The sequence below is a fragment of the Candidatus Omnitrophota bacterium genome (assembly GCA_025453395.1).
Taxonomy (GTDB): Bacteria; Omnitrophota; Gorgyraeia; order Gygaellales; family Profunditerraquicolaceae; genus JAlOQK01.
Window position 1 is genome coordinate 16,437 of the sequence record JALOQK010000002.1, and the last position, 19,648, is coordinate 36,084.

Annotated in this window: 25 protein-coding genes; all 25 read left to right on the forward strand. The window is 42.9% G+C overall.

Annotation, left to right across the window (positions count from 1 at the left end; genetic code table 11):
* Positions 1-175 precede the first annotated feature (175 nt).
* The 25 genes from fabZ to fabF all read left to right on the forward strand — a co-directional run bounded on the left by fabZ (position 176) and on the right by fabF (position 19,614).
* Complete coding sequence (fabZ, locus tag MUF05_01175) at positions 176-607, forward strand: 3-hydroxyacyl-ACP dehydratase FabZ (protein MCU0665692.1); 432 nt, start codon at positions 176-178, stop codon at positions 605-607.
* A 7-nt stretch (positions 608-614) separates the two neighbouring features.
* Entirely contained in the window at positions 615-1,829 is a 1,215-nt protein-coding gene (locus MUF05_01180; GenBank protein MCU0665693.1) for a beta-ketoacyl-[acyl-carrier-protein] synthase family protein, read from the forward strand.
* Positions 1,830-1,911: 82 nt separating this feature from the next.
* A complete protein-coding gene (locus MUF05_01185; protein ID MCU0665694.1) occupies positions 1,912-2,364 on the forward strand; it encodes a prepilin-type N-terminal cleavage/methylation domain-containing protein in 453 nt (150 codons plus the stop codon).
* Positions 2,365-2,383: 19 nt separating this feature from the next.
* Positions 2,384-2,782 carry a hypothetical protein gene (locus MUF05_01190; GenBank protein MCU0665695.1) on the forward strand — a complete coding sequence of 133 codons (399 nt, stop codon included), beginning with the start codon at positions 2,384-2,386 and terminating at the stop codon, positions 2,780-2,782.
* A 127-nt stretch (positions 2,783-2,909) separates the two neighbouring features.
* A complete protein-coding gene (locus MUF05_01195; protein ID MCU0665696.1) occupies positions 2,910-3,383 on the forward strand; it encodes a hypothetical protein in 474 nt (157 codons plus the stop codon).
* The gene (locus MUF05_01200) at positions 3,377-4,945 is read left to right on the forward strand and encodes a hypothetical protein (GenBank protein ID MCU0665697.1); all 1,569 of its coding nucleotides are present in this window, start codon (positions 3,377-3,379) and stop codon (positions 4,943-4,945) included. Before MUF05_01195 ends, MUF05_01200 begins: the two co-directional genes overlap by 7 nt.
* A 19-nt stretch (positions 4,946-4,964) precedes the next feature.
* Entirely contained in the window at positions 4,965-5,678 is a 714-nt protein-coding gene (locus MUF05_01205) for a hypothetical protein (protein MCU0665698.1), read from the forward strand.
* A gap of 16 nt (positions 5,679-5,694) precedes the next feature.
* The gene (locus tag MUF05_01210; protein MCU0665699.1) at positions 5,695-6,390 is read left to right on the forward strand and encodes a hypothetical protein; all 696 of its coding nucleotides are present in this window, start codon (positions 5,695-5,697) and stop codon (positions 6,388-6,390) included.
* Positions 6,383-7,246: a type II secretion system GspH family protein gene (locus MUF05_01215; GenBank protein ID MCU0665700.1), complete on the forward strand. Its 864-nt coding sequence runs from the start codon at positions 6,383-6,385 to the stop codon at positions 7,244-7,246. Before MUF05_01210 ends, MUF05_01215 begins: the two co-directional genes overlap by 8 nt.
* A 9-nt stretch (positions 7,247-7,255) precedes the next feature.
* A complete protein-coding gene (locus MUF05_01220) occupies positions 7,256-7,834 on the forward strand; it encodes a prepilin-type N-terminal cleavage/methylation domain-containing protein (protein MCU0665701.1) in 579 nt (192 codons plus the stop codon).
* Positions 7,831-8,151: a hypothetical protein gene (locus tag MUF05_01225; protein MCU0665702.1), complete on the forward strand. Its 321-nt coding sequence runs from the start codon at positions 7,831-7,833 to the stop codon at positions 8,149-8,151. The genes MUF05_01220 and MUF05_01225 overlap by 4 nt, the downstream gene beginning before the upstream one ends.
* A gap of 33 nt (positions 8,152-8,184) precedes the next feature.
* On the forward strand, positions 8,185-8,793 hold the full coding sequence (locus tag MUF05_01230) for an acyloxyacyl hydrolase (protein MCU0665703.1): 609 nt from the start codon (positions 8,185-8,187) through the stop codon (positions 8,791-8,793).
* Positions 8,794-8,813: 20 nt separating this feature from the next.
* Positions 8,814-9,776, forward strand: coding sequence for a tRNA dihydrouridine synthase DusB (gene dusB / locus MUF05_01235; protein MCU0665704.1), 963 nt, complete (start codon positions 8,814-8,816; stop codon positions 9,774-9,776).
* Between the two features lie 109 nt (positions 9,777-9,885).
* Complete coding sequence (locus MUF05_01240) at positions 9,886-10,365, forward strand: BatD family protein (GenBank protein ID MCU0665705.1); 480 nt, start codon at positions 9,886-9,888, stop codon at positions 10,363-10,365.
* Positions 10,366-10,370: 5 nt separating this feature from the next.
* Positions 10,371-12,509, forward strand: coding sequence for an ATP-dependent DNA helicase RecG (recG, locus tag MUF05_01245; GenBank protein ID MCU0665706.1), 2,139 nt, complete (start codon positions 10,371-10,373; stop codon positions 12,507-12,509).
* 3 nt (positions 12,510-12,512) lie between these two features.
* Complete coding sequence (rsmD, locus tag MUF05_01250) at positions 12,513-13,067, forward strand: 16S rRNA (guanine(966)-N(2))-methyltransferase RsmD (GenBank protein MCU0665707.1); 555 nt, start codon at positions 12,513-12,515, stop codon at positions 13,065-13,067.
* A 58-nt stretch (positions 13,068-13,125) separates the two neighbouring features.
* Positions 13,126-13,644 carry a pantetheine-phosphate adenylyltransferase gene (coaD, locus tag MUF05_01255; GenBank protein MCU0665708.1) on the forward strand — a complete coding sequence of 173 codons (519 nt, stop codon included), beginning with the start codon at positions 13,126-13,128 and terminating at the stop codon, positions 13,642-13,644.
* Between the two features lie 6 nt (positions 13,645-13,650).
* Positions 13,651-14,058 carry a DUF177 domain-containing protein gene (locus tag MUF05_01260; protein MCU0665709.1) on the forward strand — a complete coding sequence of 136 codons (408 nt, stop codon included), beginning with the start codon at positions 13,651-13,653 and terminating at the stop codon, positions 14,056-14,058.
* Positions 14,059-14,076: 18 nt separating this feature from the next.
* Positions 14,077-14,280, forward strand: a complete 204-nt coding sequence (rpmF, locus tag MUF05_01265; protein MCU0665710.1) for a 50S ribosomal protein L32 — start codon at positions 14,077-14,079, stop codon at positions 14,278-14,280.
* An 8-nt stretch (positions 14,281-14,288) separates the two neighbouring features.
* Positions 14,289-15,272 (forward strand): phosphate acyltransferase PlsX, encoded by a 984-nt coding sequence (gene plsX, locus MUF05_01270; protein ID MCU0665711.1) that lies wholly within the window; start codon positions 14,289-14,291, stop codon positions 15,270-15,272.
* 32 nt (positions 15,273-15,304) lie between these two features.
* Positions 15,305-16,282: a ketoacyl-ACP synthase III gene (locus MUF05_01275; GenBank protein ID MCU0665712.1), complete on the forward strand. Its 978-nt coding sequence runs from the start codon at positions 15,305-15,307 to the stop codon at positions 16,280-16,282.
* A gap of 47 nt (positions 16,283-16,329) precedes the next feature.
* A complete protein-coding gene (gene fabD, locus MUF05_01280) occupies positions 16,330-17,265 on the forward strand; it encodes an ACP S-malonyltransferase (GenBank protein MCU0665713.1) in 936 nt (311 codons plus the stop codon).
* Positions 17,265-18,008 carry a 3-oxoacyl-[acyl-carrier-protein] reductase gene (fabG, locus tag MUF05_01285; GenBank protein ID MCU0665714.1) on the forward strand — a complete coding sequence of 248 codons (744 nt, stop codon included), beginning with the start codon at positions 17,265-17,267 and terminating at the stop codon, positions 18,006-18,008. Before fabD ends, fabG begins: the two co-directional genes overlap by 1 nt.
* Before the next feature lie 30 nt (positions 18,009-18,038).
* Positions 18,039-18,275 carry an acyl carrier protein gene (gene acpP, locus MUF05_01290; GenBank protein ID MCU0665715.1) on the forward strand — a complete coding sequence of 79 codons (237 nt, stop codon included), beginning with the start codon at positions 18,039-18,041 and terminating at the stop codon, positions 18,273-18,275.
* Between the two features lie 91 nt (positions 18,276-18,366).
* Positions 18,367-19,614: a beta-ketoacyl-ACP synthase II gene (fabF, locus tag MUF05_01295; protein MCU0665716.1), complete on the forward strand. Its 1,248-nt coding sequence runs from the start codon at positions 18,367-18,369 to the stop codon at positions 19,612-19,614.
* Positions 19,615-19,648: the final 34 nt, after the last annotated feature.

Here is a 19,648-nt window from a genome sequence, read left to right on the forward strand (position 1 = left end):
GCCTTCAGCTTTCAGCTTTCAGCTGAGAAAATGAAGAATGAAGATAGAAATTCAAGAATATAACAGGGTTTTGTTTTTTTGGTTTATTTAGAATTTAGTTTTTGTGATTTAAGTTTTTTGTATTTAGCTTACAGCTTACAGCTTATAGCTTACAGCTGACAAAGGAGTCTTTACCATGAATATTGAACAATTACAAGAAATCCTGCCCCAAAGATTCCCGTTTTTATTGATTGACCGGGTCGTGGAATTAGAGCCCGGGAAAAAAGTGAAGGCAGTTAAAAATGTAAGCATGAACGAAGAGTTTTTCTCCGGGCACTTCCCTAGCAATCCGATTATGCCGGGAGTTTTGATTATTGAAGCCATGGCTCAGGCGGCGATTGTGTTATTTTCTTCAGCGAAGACTCAAGCTAAAGATAAAAAAATGCGTTATTATTTGGGAAGTGTTAAGGTAAGATTTTTCCATCCGGTTACTCCGGGTGATCAGCTTTATATCACAGTTGAGCCGGTAAAGATGCTTTCCCAGATGGCAATTGTAAGTGTTAAAGCAGAAGTTTCCGGCAAGGAAGTTTCTTCCGGAGAATTAGCCTTAAGCGCGAAAGAGGCCTAAAGAAAATATGAGCCAAAGAGTAGTTGTTACTGGAATTGGTGTTATTACTTCTATCGGAACAGGCAAAGATGATTTCTGGAAGAATCTTTTAGCCGGAAAATCCGGGATAAGCCCGGTGGGTTCTTTTGATACGTCTGTGTATCCTACGCATAATGGAGGAGAAATAAAGAATTTTCAGGCCGAGGAATTTATCCATAAGAAAAAAATTCCTTCCTTAGGCCGGGCATCGTGTTTGGCAATTGCCGCATCAAAGCTTGCCTTAAAAGACGCTAAATTAGATTTAACTGAAGTGGATAGGGAAAAGGCAGGAGTAATCTTAGGCACAACCATGGGGGAGTCGCAAATCCTTGAGATTTTAAATCATGCCTGGGTAAAAAATGGCGAGCAGGCAATTGATCCGCGCCTGGTGCCGATGTATCCGGCGAATGTTTTATCGGTCAATGTAGGGATTGCTTTTAAGATCCGCGGGGTCAATCTAGTTATTCCTACTGCCTGCGCAGCAGGTAATTACGCTATTGGTTATTCCTATGATTTGATTAGAAACGGCAAGGCTAAGGTTATGCTCGCCGGCGGGGTGGATGCTTTTTCCCGGATTGCCTTTACCGGGTTTAACCGTCTATACTCGGTGGCTCCTGAAAAGTGTCAGCCTTTTGATAAAAATAGAAAAGGCATGATGGTGGGGGAGGGGGCCGGTATTTTAATTTTAGAATCGCTTGATTCTGCTCTTTCAAGAAAGGCAAATATTTACGCGGAAGTTTCCGGTTATGGTCTAAGCTGTGATGCTTTTCATATGACTGCACCCGAGGCAAATGGCATTGCCATGGCAATTGAAAAGGCCATCCGCGACGCCGGGATTAAAAAAGAAGACGTAGATTATGTAAGTGCTCACGGGACAGCAACTCCTGCCAATGATAAGACAGAGTGCGCAGCTTTAAGAAAAGTTTTTGGCGACAGGATAAAAGATGTTCCGGTTAGTTCCATAAAATCCATGTTGGGCCACACTATGGGAGCGGCTTCAGGTATAGAAGCGATTACTTGTTGCTTGGTGATAAGAGACGGGATGATCCCGCCTACAATTAATTATCAAACCCCTGATCCGGAATGCGAAATTGACTGTGTGCCTAATATTTCACGCAAGAAAAAGGTAAGCGTTGTTTTAAATAACTCGTCGGCTTTTGGGGGAAATAACGCCTGTGTTGTGGTAAAAAGCTTTCGCGCCTGATTTGACAATTCGGTTTTTGTATAGTATACTTTAAAAAAGACAAATCGGGTCAGATAGATTTTTAAAAAAAAGGAGGCCAGAAATGAACAAGAAAGGTTTTACGCTTATTGAACTAATCATTGTAGTTATTGTCATCGGGATTTTAGCGGCAGTAGCCTTGCCGCAATATCTGAAGATGGTGGAGAGAGCTAAGTGCGCCAAGGCCAAACAGGCGTTAGGATTAATCGCGCAGGCAGAAAAAGCCTATCGCGCGGAATATGATGTGTATTTGTCTGTTATTAATGCCAATCTTAATAATACTAACGCTACGGGACTTGGGGCTTTTGTGGAGTTGGATGAAGTAGTCGCGGATACTGATTGGGATTACGCTGTTGTTGCTGCCAATGTCGCTAATGCGCAGACTTTTACTATCACGGCAACAAGAAGTAATGGCAGTAAATCCGGAAACACAATTACTCTTAATCAGATTGGTGTATGGGGTGGGACAATGCCAAAAAGCTACGGAGGAGTAAATACTACTGTTAGTCAAAATTAAATCCCCGGAATTTAATTTTATGGGAAAAGCTTTCAGTTTGATAGAGGTTTTGGTTATTACGGTGATCATTGGCATTGTAGTTGCTTTTGCTATGCCGCAATATGCTAAAATGCAGGAAAGGTCACTTGATAACGAAGCCAGAGGTTACATCGCGATGATACAGGCCGCGGAAAAAGTCTATAATGTGGAAAGCCGCACATTCTTTGCAAGTAACGACCATACGAAATTAAATGATACATTACAAATAAGCCTGCCTCTTGGTAATAGTAAATGGGCTTATTCTGCAATTGTCAGCGGTTCTCCTCCGAATGACACTCTGTGCGCTCAAGCTAAAAGGAATGGTTTTGATAACAGATACTGGCATATGATGGATAGCGGGACAGATAGTATCCAACCCGTTTCTGGTAAATGCCCGTAACTGTTTTACAAAAAAATTGATCAAAAGCGCTCTATTTTAAAAAGTAGAGCGCTTTCTTTTTGGTGGCCTTTTATGCTTGTATAATAACATTATAAATGATAAACTTAAGATAGCATAAAGGAAAAATGTGAAGAACAATAGCATGGTAAAAGCAGTAACTCTTCTTGAGATGTCAATAGTTTTAGTTATTTGTACTTTGGTGCTTGCCTTTGCCATGCCCAGTTACACAAAATATATTGAGAGAACAAAAGGAAAAAGGGCAGAGTTGAACCTTTCAACCATTTATAACATGCAAAAAAGAAAGAAATTTGACCAAGGAGTTTATTACGAATGCGCGAAAGCTCCGTGTTCTTCATACAAAGATTCAAGTGGTAATCAATATTATTTCTGTCCTTCTAAATCCGGATGTACTCAAGATCTAATAAATGACGCGTTAGATATATCATTAGTAGACCCGCATTTTGATTATAAAATAGAAATTGAGGGTACTCAGGGAGGGTATAAGTGTATTGCTACGCGTAAATCTGGGCCTTGTACAGGTAAGACTATGACCGTAACAAGTTATAATAAGAAAGCGGTGAAGGGTTGCGAACTATGGTAGAAAAAAGAACATTTTTGGGTTTATTTCTTGCCGGGTTACTTGTTTCTTTGCTTTGCGTTACTTTGCTATATGCCAGAGATAGAAAGATTGATTATATCCCGCGCGACCAGCAATTAGTTACCGTGGATAAAGATTATTCTTTTGCTTCATATTACCTTGATGAATCCGATAACTTGGATTTGGAGGAAATAAACAGAAAACTTAGCAGGTGCCTAGAGTGTATTGATATTAAAGCTACTTGTCCTGACTGCTGTGTTGCCATAAGCCCGAACAGAGAAACCAAAATAGAGGATTTTATTGCCGCTGTCCCAGTGATGCCATTTCAACCTTCTGGAGAATGGGATGAAAGATCCAGGTGTTTTGAGGTGTCGCGCTGTCAGGAGCAAGAGATAGCCAATTATCACAATGTATCTTCAACTGATAACCTTACAGATACCCAGTATAGAGTATTTAAGGAGTATTGCTCTGGGTCTTCCATCGGGCCGTGTCAGTCCAAAGGCTGCCCAAGCGATGAACCGGATTCTGGAGGCTGGTCAGGCAAGTGCGCGCGTTCTGATGACGGAAAAGGCTGGATATGCGACAGGAATGATATCAGGGACCTGAAGTATAAAGGCTGCCGTCCGGCAAATAAAAGCGGTGTCGAAGATTGCTATAAGGAATACAGCGGGAAATTTTATACCGATGTATCGCTTGATTTGGGTGAGGAGTTTTGTATATCCAAAATAGGCGAAAAACAATGTTATAAATATACCCCTAACCAGAAATTCCTGGATTGCGCAGATGACTGTAGAAACAAATCAGCCATATACGAGTCGGCATACAAAGATTATAATTGCCATATTTTTGACAGTGATATCTGTTGTCAGGGTTCAAGCTGTATGTACGGCGTAAACCATGAAAATGGTGATACCATAAGGCCCGGGTATAATAATAATTGTAATAATTCAAGCTGTATATCAAGGGTGGATTGGCCGGAATGTCAGCCTACAGCTACCCCTAAGCAAAAAGAGCTTTGTTGCGATACGATGACTGGAGAGACCTGCGCTGATTTCTTAAAAGAAAAAGATCTTATCCTGGATGAGATGATAAGAGGGGTACGCAGTTCAGCTTTTGAAGATATTTCAAAGCCAGGTGAGGAGTTTGTCTACGAATTTGTGGCTAAGAGTAATGAGAGGCTTATGATAATATATTTGGTTCAGGCGTCTCCGGAGTTTTGTGAGGCTAAGGCCCCTGGGAGCGGGGAGTGCAAGGGGGCTTGGGGCACGGATAAACCTCCGGCAACCTCTTTTTACACAATGGTAAAAATGTATGATATGTCTGACAATGGCAAAGAAGTGTATCCGGGATCACGGGAAGTGATCATCAACCAAAAAAGTTTTCAAGGGGCATTTTCTATTTACTCTGCGATCGCAACTCCTGTGGATGGCGATGGTAAAAGTATCCTGCAACAGGGGCACAATTATAAGGTGAAAATAAACTATTTGCTTGCGCCTTTGCCGGATTATGTACTGCGTGCTAAAATAAGCCACTTACAGTTTATAATTTTAAGGACAAGGGAATAGTAAAAGGAGGAGGTACGATATGAGATTATTGGTTTTGTTAATACTTGCCATATTTTCCTTTTCATCTTTGGTAAAGGCGGCAGAGGAAACCAGCCTTAAAGCTAAGGTAGAGACAGCTCCCAAAATATTTCAGAAGGCAGGTACAAGGACCGCTACTTTGAAGGCTTCAAGGTGGCCGGATTTTTCCAATTGCAAAGGCGAGACTACCTGTTGTAATAAGCTTGCCAGCATCAAATTTCCAAATAACTATAGAAGCGGGAAAGAGCCAGTTTTTAGCAAGGTTGATGGTTTGTATCGTGAGATACCCACAAAAGACGCCGAAAGCGTTTTAATCAGCTGGACTTTAAGGATTGAGGGGGCAACGGGTTCTTCGGTTAAGCCCGAACAAGAGTCGCGGCTTTGTAGCGGAGCATGGACTGGGACCGTCATGGAAAGTTTTAAAGGAGGGCAGGTCTATTCTAAGGCTTACGTAGCTTACGGCAATAGCAATGATTATCAGCCTATTGGTCAGGATGCGGCAATGACCGTGCCTGATGGTGGATCGGTAACTGTAACCGCTCCGCCTCCTGTTTTTGACCCCACGCATACAGGAAGCTGTACTTTAAAGGTACCTGAAAATACAGATAAGATTAAGGTCCAGATCTATTGGAAGAATGACACGGCTCTTAATATCACCAGTAAAGCGGACTATCAGGATTTGATGGTCACGGTTTTGCCTAAAGGGCATAAATAGCGGGGAGGTGTACAATATGAGATTATTGGTTTTGTTAATACTTGCCATATTTTCCTTTTCATCTTTGGTAAAGGCGGCAGAGGAAACTGGCCTTAAGGCTAAGGTAGAGGCTGTTCCGAAGATACTGCAGAAGTCCGGAGCAAGGACTGCTACTTTGAAGGCTTCAAGATGGCCGGATTTCTCTAATTGTAACGGCGAGAGCTCTTGTTGCGATAAACTTAAGGCTATTAAATTTCCAGATAACTATAGAGGCGGGAGAGATCCGGTTTTTAGTAAAGTTGACGGTCTGCATCTTGAAGTGCCCACTAAAAATGCCCAGAGTGTTTTTATAACCTGGACTTTGAGGGTGGAAGGTGCCGGTGAAATAATAAACCCATGGCAGAATATTTGTAGTGCTTGGCATGGCTCGGTTACGGAAAGCTTTAGAGGCGGACAGGTATACTCCAAGGCCTACATAGCTTACGGCAATAGTGATAATTATCAGCCCGTCGGGCAGGATGCGGCAATGACTGTGCCAGACGGCGGTTCAGCTGTTTCAAATAATCCGTCTGACCCCACGCATACAGGAAGCTGTACTTTAAAGGTACCTGAAAACACAGATAAGATTAAGGTCCAGATCTATTGGAAGAATGACACGGCTCTTAATATCACCAGTAAAGCTGACTATCAGAACCTGATGGTCACGGTTTTACCTAAGGGTAGAAATGATTAGCAGGCCCGTTAGAGAACCGGGGTTATCCGGTTTAGGGATCAAGGGTTTTACCCTTGTTGAGATCATTGTTTCTCTTATTCTGGTCGGCATAGGATTGTTTCTCTGCACTAAAATCTTTATCGTATCTAAATATCTGAACAAAGAGGCAGAAAACAAGGCCCGGGCCATGGAATTGGTTTCTGCCTTGATTAATGAACGCCTAGCGCAGTCTTACTTAAGCCTTTCTGGTGACGCTGTGGATAGCTATGACGGCGGTTTCTTCAACTGTACTACTACTATCAATGAGAAGCAAATGCCTGCCGGGTCTTCCGGAAAAGACGATATACCATATAAAGAGATAGAAGTTATCTGCGGATACCAGGATAAAAACGCTAACGGCCAATCTACTCCTAGGAGCGTGCGTTTGGTTAATATTGTGCCGTACCCCCGGATGCATTTTTTTAGCGCGGAAGATTCTCCGGGCGTTTTAGTCAGACAGTTTGCCAATTCTACCGTTGCTAACAAAGACCTTAACGCCAGGATACTTGAATTTAATTTTGACATAGCCGTAAAAAGCGACTATAGTGTTTTCTATAATATAGCAACTGAGTTTGGCGATATAAGCGCAGTGGCAGATACGGACCTTATTTATTCTGCCTGTCTTCTTATAAATAAAAATACAAAAAAGGAACATTGGGCGGATTTGCAGACAGGCACTCCCATTCGTACACAACCGACTATTAACAGTGCTGTGACTATTGAGAATATCCCCAAGGGTTCTTATATTTTCAGGTTAATCTGGTGGAAGCAATTTGATCGGGGAGAAATAAGGGCCAAAAGGGTCAATATGGTCATAGAGCAGGTGGAATCGGAATAATACTAATATATGAATGTGAAAGCGCTGACTTTAATAGAGCTTATAATAACACTTATCATTATAAGCATAGTTATGGTTCTTATATCAGCCAGCCTTTTCTTTTTTATCGCCCAATTTCAGAGCAATGTGGAAAGGAGCCAGCTTTATGCTCAGATGAATTACGCCATGGAAGATGTAAAGATGCGTTGTCCAAGCGCCATAGATCTGGGAAGCTATTTTGACGTTAGATTCCCTTCGGGCGGTAACAAGGATACAAAAGACAAGCTTATTTTTTGGGGAGAGAAAGACCAGGCAAATGTTACTCCTGACGATAAATCCGATAACCTGTGGTATAAATATTATATTAATCCATCCGGTGACTTTGTGATCAAGGAGTGCGTAAATTCATCTTGCAACGCGGGATCCGAGGATATATTAATTGATAAAGACTTTCAACCTAAAATAGAATTCATTTATGAAAAGGATTCCGCGCCGAATTTTCTTAAAGTTTTATTAACTGCCCAGAATAAGAAACCTGCTTTGGGATCTCAGGCCCAGATTGTAAAAGAAGCAGGTTTGAGATTCTGGTTTATTGACATAGCCAAATGATAGCCATAATATCTTCTGTAATTGTTATAATTAGTTCTATTGTGGTCACGCTTGTAAGTTTTAATCCTAATTTCCACAGTATGATGGAAAATGATTTCAAGCGTTCCGCGTTTAATAATGCATACCTATATAGCTGGGAGATAGCACAGCTTAAGGTGCGTTCTGGTCAGCTTACAAACACGAAAACCAAGATTAATGACTTGCCGCTTGGCTATTTAACTAAAAAAGGCGGTACTGAAGTGCAGAAATTCAAGACCGATATAACCTTAAAGCCTGCCGATGGATCGCTTACTATCATTGTAGAGGAAGACAATTGACAAGTCTCGCCTCTTTTCGTATAATAATTTTTCATGAGAATAAAAGACTGTAAATCTTTGAGTTTGCTTTTGTTAGGTTTTTTCTTGTTGCCTGCATTGTTAACAGCCCAAGAAGCGCCTCAACGCTCTTTAGAGGCAATAGAGTTTTTTGCGGGTTACGGCTGGAATCAATTAAAGCCTTTCAAAGCTGGAGAACCAAGAAAAGATTACCGCCAAATCCCTTTATTAGCAGATTTTGATTTCAATCTTAAGAACTTCACCAAGAAAGTGGGGGTTAATCCTCCCGGTTTACTGCAATTTCAGGTTGAGCCATTTTTTTCTTTTGTTACAAGCCCGGATAGAAATATAGAAACCGGCACCTCGTTTTTTATAAAAATCGGGATATTGCCCCAAACTTCCCGTATACAACCTTATATCAAAGCCGGGCCCGGTATGGTTTATATGACCCAGAATACCGCAGAACAGGGTACGAAATTTAATTTTATTGAAACCGGCGCTGCCGGATTTCATTTTTTCATAAATAAAAACACAGCCTTTAGCGCGGAATACAGGTTTCGCCATCTCTCCAATGCCGGGATAAAAGAACCTAACGGAGGCATTAATTCCCGTTTTGTCTTAGCCGGCGTAACATACCAATATTAATAATCTTGAAGGATATTAAAATGCCTCTTTGTATAGGAAAATTAAAAATTCCTTCGCGGCTTATCTTAGCCCCTATGGCAGGAGTTACAGATTTTCCTTTTCGTTCTCTTAACCGCAGGTTTGGCTGTGAGTTTGCTTTTGTGGAGATGATCAATGTGCGCTCTTTAAGCCATAAAAGCAAAAAAACCAAATCCATGCTTTTTTCGGATAATAAGGATTCGCCTTTGGGAGTGCAGATATTAGGCTGTGAGTCAGAATACATTCTAAAGGGCATGGAGGTTTTGGCTAATTATAAGTATGATCTATTGGATTTTAATTCTGCCTGCCCCGCAAAAAAGATCGTGCGCAGGCATGAGGGATCGTATCTGATGCGTACCCCAAAGAAATTGGCGAAATTGCTAAAGCTTGTGGTTAAAAATTCCAAAGTTCCGGTAACAGTTAAAATCCGTTCCGGATGGGATAAGGATTCTATTAATGCTGCGGATGTAGCGCTTGCTTGCCAGGACGCAGGGGTGTCGTGTGTTTTTATGCATGGCCGAAGCAGAATGCAGGAGTATTCCGGAAACGTGGATTATAAAATTATTAAACAAACCAAGAAAGTTTTACAGATTCCGCTAGTAGCAAGCGGAGATATTTTTGACGCAAGGTTAGCTAAAAAGATGTTTGATGAGACCGGATGCGATGGTTTGGCGGTTGCGCGCGGCGCGTTAGGGAATCCATGGCTATTTAATCAGATAGGCAAATATTTAGATAAAGGGATTTTGATTGATCAGCCCAAGGTAGAGGAAATTAAAAAGGTTATGCGGGAACACCTTGATGGTTGCGTGAAATTTTACAACGCAAAACCCGCGGTAATAATCTTTCGGAAATTCTTTGTCTGGTATACCAAGGGCCTGCGTGATATAAGGAAAATCCGGCAGGATGCTATGAGCATAACTTCTCTTGATAAAATGCAGAAAATTATAGATGGGCTTGAAGAATAAAGATATAATATCAGCTATCAGCTTTCAGCTAAAAGCGTAAAGCTTAAAGCGAAAAACTAAAACTTAAAGCGAAAAATGAAAAGCAAAAACTAAAAGCGAAAAAGGAAGAATGGATATGAAAAAAATAGAATTAATGTTAACGGCATTCATTGCGGCAGGGATTTTCTTGTCTAGCGCGCAGGCTTCGGAAATAAAAGTAGAGGCGCAGGTGGATAAGAAAGCAATGACTACGGATGAAGCGCTTACCTACAAAATAAGCGTTTCTTCTTTGGAAAACAAGCTTCCCGAAATAAAGCTTCCTGATTTTGCAGGCTTCACAGTAATTTCGCAGGCGCAATCAAGCTCATTTAACTTTTCTTCTGGAAAGGCCAATAATAGCGCGGTATTTATATATGTTTTAGCTTGTTTGAAGGTAGGGAAATTGGAGATCAAACCAGCTTCAGTAAAAATAGGAAAAGATACATTTACCACAGAATCTTTTGTTATAGAAGTAAAGCAAGGTAAGAATCCCTTAAGATCAAGGCCAGAAAAGCAAGATAATGCTTTGCCGGAAGAATTTACTTCTGACCGCCCGCAATACGCATTATAAAGCTTATGGAAAATAATCCGCTTGAGCAGTCTGTCCAGTATCTAAAAGGGGTCGGCCCGGCACGCCTTAAATTGCTGCAGAAAATAGGGGTTAATTCTTTAGAAGACCTTTTGTATTATTTCCCCCGCCGCTATCAAGACCGCAGGAATTTTATTCCAATAGCAGCTTTAGAGCAAGGCCAAGTTCAGGCAATTAGAGCTAAGATTATTTCTTGTTATCAGCGCAGTTCTTTTTACCGCCGCGGGTTTAAGATAACTGAAATCGTTGCCGCAGATAAAAGCGGGAAAATTACCTGTGTCTGGTTTAACCAGCCCTACATTAAAAATTATTTGAAGATCGGCGAGGAAGCTATTTTCTACGGCAGAGTGGGGAGTTTTGGCAAGAAACTGCAGATGCACTCTCCGGAATTTGAAGTCTTATCTGTTGGCGAAGATGCGCAAGCAAATAGCGACAGCCTTATGCCGGTGTATTCTTTGCCGGATTCTATCACCCAGAGATATTTCCGGGATCTTATAAAATTAGTGATAGATGCCTATTTGCCAAAGCTGCATGATTTTATTCCTTATAGTATGCGTCAGCGTAATAATTTGTTAAACCTTGCCAAGGCGCTGGTAAGTATTCATTTTCCTGCTGATCAAGAGGCGCGGGCCTTAGCCTATCAACGCTTGGCCTTTGATGAATTCCTGTTTTTCCAAATACCGCTGGCTTTAAGAAAACATCGCAGGAAAGAAGAACAGGGTATCGCCCATAAAACAGAAGGGGGCTTAGTGGATTGTTTCCTGCGCGGGTTAGGTTTTAAGCTAACTTCTTCGCAGGAGCAGGTTTTAAAAGAGATCAAGAAAGATATGGCCAGCCCTCAAGTTATGCAGCGGCTTTTACAGGGCGATGTTGGTTCAGGCAAGACCGTGGTAGCTACAGCTTCTTGCCTAATGGCTGTTCAGGGAGGCTTTCAGGCGGCATTTATGGTGCCTACGGAAATCTTGGCGAGACAGCATTATGAGAAAATAAGCTCTCAGCTTTCAGCTATCAGCCGTCAGCCTTCAGCTATCAGCCGTCAGCCTTCAGCTATCAGCTTTCAGCTAAAAGCAATAAAAGTGGCTTTACTAACTAGTGCGTTGAATAAGAAAGAAAAAGAGAAAATATATCAAGGCATAAAAAATGGAGCAATAAATTTGGTGATTGGCACGCACGCTTTACTGCAGCAACAGGTTGAATTTAAGAATCTGGGGCTGGTGGTTATTGATGAACAGCATAAATTCGGCGTGGGTCAGCGAGCGTTATTGCCGCAAAAAGGAAAAAGCCCGGATATTCTGATCATGACCGCCACCCCTATCCCGCGGACTTTAGCAATTACCATTTATGGGGATTTGGATGTTTCTGTTATTTCGGAGTTACCTGCGGGCAAGGGCAAGATTAAGACCATGAATTTTTCCGTCGGGCAAGAAAAAGCGGCCTATAGTTTGGCTAAAAAAGAGCTTGAGGCAGGCCGTCAGGCGTATATTATTTATCCGGTTATTGAAGAGTCTTATGCTTTGGATATGGAGGGCGCCAAGAAAAAATACGCGCAATTAAGTTCCGGAGATTTTAAACAATACCGCTTAGGGCTTATCCATGGCAGGCTTGATGACAAACAGCAGAATCAATTGATGCAGGATTTCCGGGATAAGAAATTAGACATTCTTGTTTCTACCACTATTCTGGAAGTCGGGATTGATATCCCCAATGCTACCTGTATAATCATTGAGAATGCCGAACGTTTTGGCTTGTCGCAGTTACATCAATTGCGGGGGCGGGTAGGAAGAGGCAAAGATGACGCCTATTGTTTATTGATTGCCAATACTTCTACTGTTGAAGCCAAGGCGCGCATGGAGGCAATGGTAAATTATAGCGATGGTTTTCATATTTCCGAGGAAGATTTAAGAATCCGGGGGCCGGGTGAATTCTTCGGCATGCGCCAGCATGGCCTAAGCCAGCTTAAGATCGCCAATCCTCTGACCCAGATGCAGCTTTTAAAGAAGGCGCGTGATGAGGCACTGCGTTTGATTAATGACGATGCGGGGCTTGTTGCCAAAGACAATGTCTTGATCAGGCAGCGTTTATTCAAGGCCTTTCCGGAATATGAAAATTTAATACTCACGGGATAACAGATGCGTATTACAAGCGGCATTTACAAGAATCGTAAGCTTAAGATGCCTGCAGGTATTCGTCCGACACAGGAGAAAACCCGCAAGGCCATATTTGATATTATGGGCGATATATCGGGCTTGAGGTTTTTGGAGCTTTTTGCCGGGTCAGGGGCGGTAGGTTTTGAGGCTTTGTCGCGGCAAGTTGAAGAGGTGGTCTTAGTGGAAGATAGCCGCGCCTGCCAAAAGGTGATTCAGGAGGCTATCCGGGATTGGAAAATCCCGAATTGTTCGCTTTTGCCTTTGCCTGTTCCCAAAGCCATAGAAATACTGGTGAAAAATAACGATAGATTTGATATTATCTTTATGGACCCCCCGTATTACCAGGATTGGGCAAAAAAAATCTTGCAAAGCCTATCCTCTTGTGATATATTAGCGCCCAATGGTTTTGTGGTTGCCCAGACGCACAAAACAGAGAATCTCCCTGATTGTCAGGGAGGTTTAATTTTGTTTAAGCGCTCTGTTTATGGAGATACGGTTCTTTGGTTCTATAAAAACAAGTTAAATGAGGTTACATAAGGTTACATGGGGTTAATTGAGGTTGCCTTTGCAACGTCATGTAACATCATTTAACATCATGCAACTTCAGATAACCTATATTATTATGTGTAAAACAGCGATTTACCCGGGCAGCTTTGACCCGGTAACTTATGGCCATATTGATTTAATCAAGAGGGCAAAGGAAGTCTTTCCGGATTTGATAGTGGCCGTAGCCTATAACGCCCATAAAAAGCCTATTTTTAGCGTTAAAGAGCGAGTTGATATGCTTAAAAAAGCTACCGCTGGAATTGAAGGGGTAGAGATCACTTCCTTTGACGGCCTGGTTGTGGATTTTGCCCGTAAGCACAAATCCGCTGTGATCATCCGGGGATTGCGCATGATCTCAGATTTTGAATATGAGTTTCAGATGGCTTTGACCAACCGCAAACTTGCCCCTGATATTGAAACGATCTTTCTTATGCCGCAGGAAGCCTATAGTTATGTTTCTTCCCGGCTTTTAAAAGAAGCATCCTCCTTGGGCGCTAATTTAGGCGCGTTTATCCCGGATTTCGTGGAAAAGGCCTTGAGGGATAAATTAAGGCTTGGCAAGAAATAAGCCAGAATGAAGATTAACATCCATCAGATCCCGCAAGATGGAATATACATAGAAGAAAAAATCGACCCGCGCCACTGGGAATTAGACGCTGCCCATGTGCGTTTTACGGGTGATGTTCTTTTAAAGGCGCATTTAAACAAAATAACCAACGCCATAAGCGCCAAGATCAGCGTTTCCGGGAAAGCGTTAATGACCTGCGGCAGATGCTTAGGCGATTACCGGGTTAGCCTGAATAAAGATTTTCAGCTGGATTTTCCGGTTGACGAAAAGGAACAGTTTTTAGTTTTAGACGATAAGATACGCGATGAAATAATAATAGATTTTCCCATCAAGCCTTTATGCAAAGAAAATTGCAAAGGATTGTGCGTTTCCTGCGGCGTAAATTTAAATGAAAACAAATGCAATTGCAGGTGAAATTGAAAGGAGCAAAAGGTGCCATTACCCAAAAGGAGACATTCCAAGACGCGCGGCAGAAAACGCCGTACGAATTGGAAGATAGCTAAAGCCAATCTTATTCTGTGCCCTCAATGTAAAAGCCTGAGAGTTCCTCATCGTGTTTGCGCGGTTTGCGGGTATTATGCCGGCAACAAGGTTCTGGAAATCAAGGTTAAAGAGAAGAAAAACAAAAAAGCCTAAGATAAACCATGAGAATAATCGTAGACGCGATGGGCGGTGATTACGCGCCACAAGTAGTGATAGAAGGCGCGATTGCCGCGGTTAAGGAATACGGTAAAGAAGTGGTTTTAGTGGGAGACCAGCAGAAAGTTGAAGCCCTGCTTGGCAAGCATCGTTATTCTGGGGATAAGATCTCTGTTGTGCATGCTGCGGATGCCATTGAAATGCATGAGCCGGCAGCTAATAGCGTGCGCAGGAAACGCAATTCTTCCATTGTTATCGGCCTTAATCTTATTAAAGAAGGCAAAGGCGACGCTTTTTTCAGCGCCGGCAATACCGGAGCGGTAGTTTGCGCGGCTACTTTATCTTTAGGGCTCTTGCCCGGCATTGAAAGGCCAGGCATTGCCATAGTCACGCCTACCTTAAAGGGGATTTCCCTTATTGTGGATGTGGGCGCCAATATTACTGCTAAGCCGGAGCATCTCTTGCAATACGGCATTATGGCCGCGGCTTACAGCAAATTCATTTTGAATAAACCCAACCCTACCATCGGGCTTTTAAATGTAGGCGAAGAGGAGTCTAAGGGTACAGATTTTCTAAAAGAAACCTTTGAGCTTTTAAGCAAAAGCAAAGTCAATTTTATCGGCAATGTTGAGGGGAAAGATTTATTTTCCGGCAGGGTAGATGTTATTGTTTGCGACGGTTTTGTGGGCAATGTCGCTTTAAAGGTCATTGAAAGCACCGCCGAAGCCATTCAGATATTCTTAAAAAGGCACCTTCAGAAAAGCAGCATCTTCGGAAAATTCGGGCTGTTGCTTTTGCGGCCTACCTTTATTCGTTTCAAAAAAGATATGGATTATTCAGAATATGGAGGGGCGCCGTTGTTGGGAGTAAACGGCGTAGTCATCATCGGCCACGGCAGGTCTAATGCCAAGGCGATCAAGAATGCCATTCGTATTGCCGCGGAAGAAGTAGAGCGCAAAGTAAATGATAAGATCTTAGAGTCTTTGTGACCCGCGCATAATCAAGTTATCCCGGAGAGAAAATGAATAGTGTCGGAATAATCGGAATAGGAAAATACCTGCCGAAAAAGGTCCTTACAAATCAGGACTTGGAAAAAATGGTGGATACTTCCGATGAATGGATTACTACCCGCACCGGAATTCAAGAAAGGCGTATTGCCGCGAAGAATGAAGCGTGTTCGGATTTAGCTTTAAAAGCAGCGCAGGACGCTTTAAGTGATTCCAAAATAAACCCTTTAGATTTAGATCTGATTATTGTGGCAACTGTTACCGCGGATATGCATTTCCCTTCGGTGGCCTGTATTGTGCAAAGCAATCTGGGGGCTAAAAACGCTATTTGTTTTGATGTAAGCGCTGCCTGTGCCGGGTTTATCTACGCGCTTATAGTCGCCAAGCAATTTATTGCCCGCGGAAGCGTTAAGCATGCTTTAGTCATCGGAAGCGAGGTAATGTCTTATATTACTGATTGGACAGACAGAAATACTTGTGTTCTTTTCGGGGATGGTTCAGCGGCAGCAGTCTTGGGGCAGGTTAAGTCTGGGGGGATTATCGCCAGCCACTTAGGCTCTGATGGCTCAGTGCATGATATCTTAAATGTCCCTGCCGGAGGGTCCCGGATGCCTTTGACCAAGGATAATATTGATAAAAACATGCAATATATTAAGATGCGCGGCAATGAATTATTTAAGATGGCGGTTAATGCCATGAGCGACGCGGCTAAAAAGGCCCTGGAAAAGGCGCATTTAAAAGTAGAGGATGTGAATTTACTTATTCCGCATCAGGCGAATCAGCGCATTATTGCCGCGGTAGCCAAAAAATTGAACTTGAGCATGGATAAAGTATACCTTAATATAGCCCGTTACGGTAATATGTCTTCGGCTTCTGTGGCTGTGGCTTTATGCGAAGCGGTAAAAGAAGGCCGGATTAAGAAAGGCGATATCATTGTTTTAGATTCTTTTGGCGCGGGGCTTGTTTGGGCAGCTTGTGTTATAAAATGGTGATTTTGTATTTGCTGATAGCTGATAGCTGATGACTGAAAGCTGATAATATGGATAAATGCGCATTTTTATTCGCTGGGCAGGGCAGTCAATATATAGGCATGGGCAAGGACCTTTATGAATCTTTCCCGGCAAGCCGGCAGATCTTTGACCGGGCCGAAGAGGTCTTAGGTTTTGACTTGAAAAGGCGCGTATTTGAAGGGCCGCAGGAATTGCTGCGCATGACAAGCGTCTCGCAGCCAGCAATTCTTACTGTAAGTTTAGCTTGTTATGAAGCTTTTAAATCATCTGACATCTGTCCTCTGTCCTCTGTGCAGTATACAGCAGGACTAAGTCTAGGTGAATACACTGCTTTAATAGCAGCAGGCAGTATTTCCTTTAAAGACGGGATTCTTTTGGTGAGAAAAAGAGGGGAATTAATGGAGGAGGCGGCAACTAAACATCCCGGAAAGATGGCCGCAGTGCTAGATCTTTCTTTGGATGCCTTAAAAGAAATCTGCGCTAAAACGCATGCTGAAATCGCCAATCTTAATTGCCCGGGACAGGTAGTTATTTCCGGAAAAGCTGAAGCTGTGGACAAGGCCATGGAACTATGTGTCCAGGCGCAAGCCAAGAGGGTTATTCCTCTTGAAGTAAGCGGCGGTTTTCATTCTTCGCTTATGAAAGAGGCGTCCGTAGAGTTTAGTAAGGTTTTGGATACGGTAGAGATACTCCCGGCTAAGATACCGGTGGTTAGTAATTATACCGCGTCTGTGCAGGCTCAGCCCGGAGAGATCAAGGCTAATCTAGTGGCGCAGATGTATTCTTCGGTGCGCTGGGAAGAGTCTATGCGGTTTATGATCGCTGAAGGGGTTTCAAAGTTTTACGAATTTGGCCCGGGCAAGGTATTAAAAGGTTTAGCCCGCAAGATTGACGCGCAAGCAAATGTGCTAAACATAGAAAAAAGAGATGATGTTATTAACCTTCAAAAGGATGAGGTGAAATAATGGACCTTAACGGCAGGGTAGCTTTTATTACTGGAGGCGCTCAAGGCATAGGAAGACAGATAGTTTTAGCTTTTGCTAAAGCAGGCGCGGATATTGCTATTGGCGATGTGAACATGGAAAAGGCAGCTCAAACCGTAAAAGAGGTTGAGGTTTTGGGTAGAAAAGCCATCGCTGTAGAGCTTAATGTCACGGATATCAAACAGGTGGAGCAGGCTTTAAACAAAATTCTTGACAAATTTACAAGGGTTGATATATTAGTTAACAATGCCGGCATCACTCGCGACAATTTGATGCTTAGAATCAGCGACGCAGACTGGGATGCGGTAATAAATGTTAACCTTAAGGGCACATTTAACTGCACCAAAGCAGTCTCAAAGGTTATGATTAAGCAACGGCAGGGTAAGATAGTAAATATCGCTTCGATCATTGGGATAATCGGGAATGCAGGGCAGGCTAATTATGCTGCTTCTAAGGCAGGGATAATCGCTCTTACCAAGACTACGGCAAAAGAATTCGCCAGCCGTAACATAAACGTAAACGCGATTGCTCCCGGGTTTATCCAGACGGATATGACCGCAAAACTGCCTGAAGAAGTAAGAACAAAAATGCTTGCTGCTATTCCGTTGAATAGATTTGGACAGCCGCAGGATGTTGCCAATTTGTGCTTGTTTTTAGCTAGTGAAGAATCAAGCTACATTACCGGGCAGACAGTAGTTATTGACGGCGGCATGGTGATGGCATAAACATAAGGACAATATAAAGGAGGAACCAGAATGGCAGTGCAAGAAAAAGTGAAGTCCATAATCGCTGAACAGCTTGGTGTAAAACCAGAAGAGGTAACTCCGGAAGCATCTTTTGTGGATGACCTGGGTGCTGATTCTTTGGATACTGTGGAATTGGTTATGGCGTTAGAAGAAGAATTCGGTGTTGAGATCCCGGATGGGGACGCGGAAAAAATCACTACCGTAGGAGACGCGATCAAATATATTGAAGAAAAATCCGCTAAATAACGTGTAGATAATAACAAAAAATAATGTTACCCCGCCTTTATTTATCATGGCGGGGTAACTTTTGTAAGGTTAAAAGGGGCAAAAAAAGATTATGCAGCAAAGAAAAGTAGCAGTTACAGGTTTAGGGGTTATCTCGCCAGTGGGTAATGACGTAGCTAGCTTTTGGGGAGCTTTAAAAGAAGGCAAAAGCGGCATTGGCCCTTTAACTACCTTTGACGCATCCAAGTTTGATTCGCGCATTGCCGGAGAAGTAAGGAATTTTGACCCGACCTTGTATGGCATTTCTTTAAAAGATACCAGGCGTATGGATCGTTTTGTGCAATATGCTGTGGCGGCAGCAAAGCAGGCCTTGGTGGATTCAGGCCTTGATATGGCAGAAGAAAACGCAAATCGTATTGGAGTTATCATGGGCTCAGGTATCGGAGGTTTGGATACCATTGAGAAAGAGCACAGTATTTACCTTAATAAGGGCCCGTCACGGCTTTCCCCATTTTTGATCCCGATGCTTATTATTAATGAAGCTGCCGGACAGGTCGCGATTAATTTTGGGTTTAAAGGCCCTAATTCCTGCGTGGCTACCGCTTGCGCATCAGGCTCGCATTCTATCGGGGATGCTTTTCGCCTGATTGAGCATGGCGACGCTGACATTATGTTTGCCGGAGGCACGGAAAGCTGTATCGTTCCTACAGGTGTTGGCGGGTTCTGCGCTCTAAAAGCGCTTTCTACTCGTAATGACCGTCCGCAGCAGGCCAGCCGCCCTTTTGAGCGCGACCGCGACGGTTTTATTATGGCTGAAGGATGCGGGGTAGTGGTCCTGGAAGAATTGGAACGCGCTAAGAAAAGAAACGCTCATATTTATGGCCAGATCATAGGATATGGGATGTCTTGTGACGCGTATCATATTACTGCTCCTGATCCGCAGGGCGATGGCGCTTGCCGGGCGATGCTTCTTGCCCTTGAGGATGGCGCGATCAATCCCGAAGAAATAAGTTATATTAACGCCCATGGCACTTCTACTAAGCTGAATGATAAACTGGAAACCTTGGCGATTAAGAGGGCTTTGGGGGATTATGCCAATAAAGTAATGGTTTCTTCCACAAAATCCATGACCGGGCATTTATTAGGCGCCGCAGGAGGAGTAGAATTTATTGTGTGTTGTTTGGCGATCAAAGACCAGGTTGTCCCTCCCACTATTAATTATGATAATCCCGATCCGGAATGTGATTTGGATTATGTGCCTAACATTGCGCGTAAATGCAATGTAAATATCTGCATGTCTAATTCCCTCGGGTTTGGCGGGCATAATGCCAGTCTGGTAGTAAAAAAATTTAAGGGTTAAGCCTGTCTGCCGGTAGGCGGGGGGTTAAGGGGTA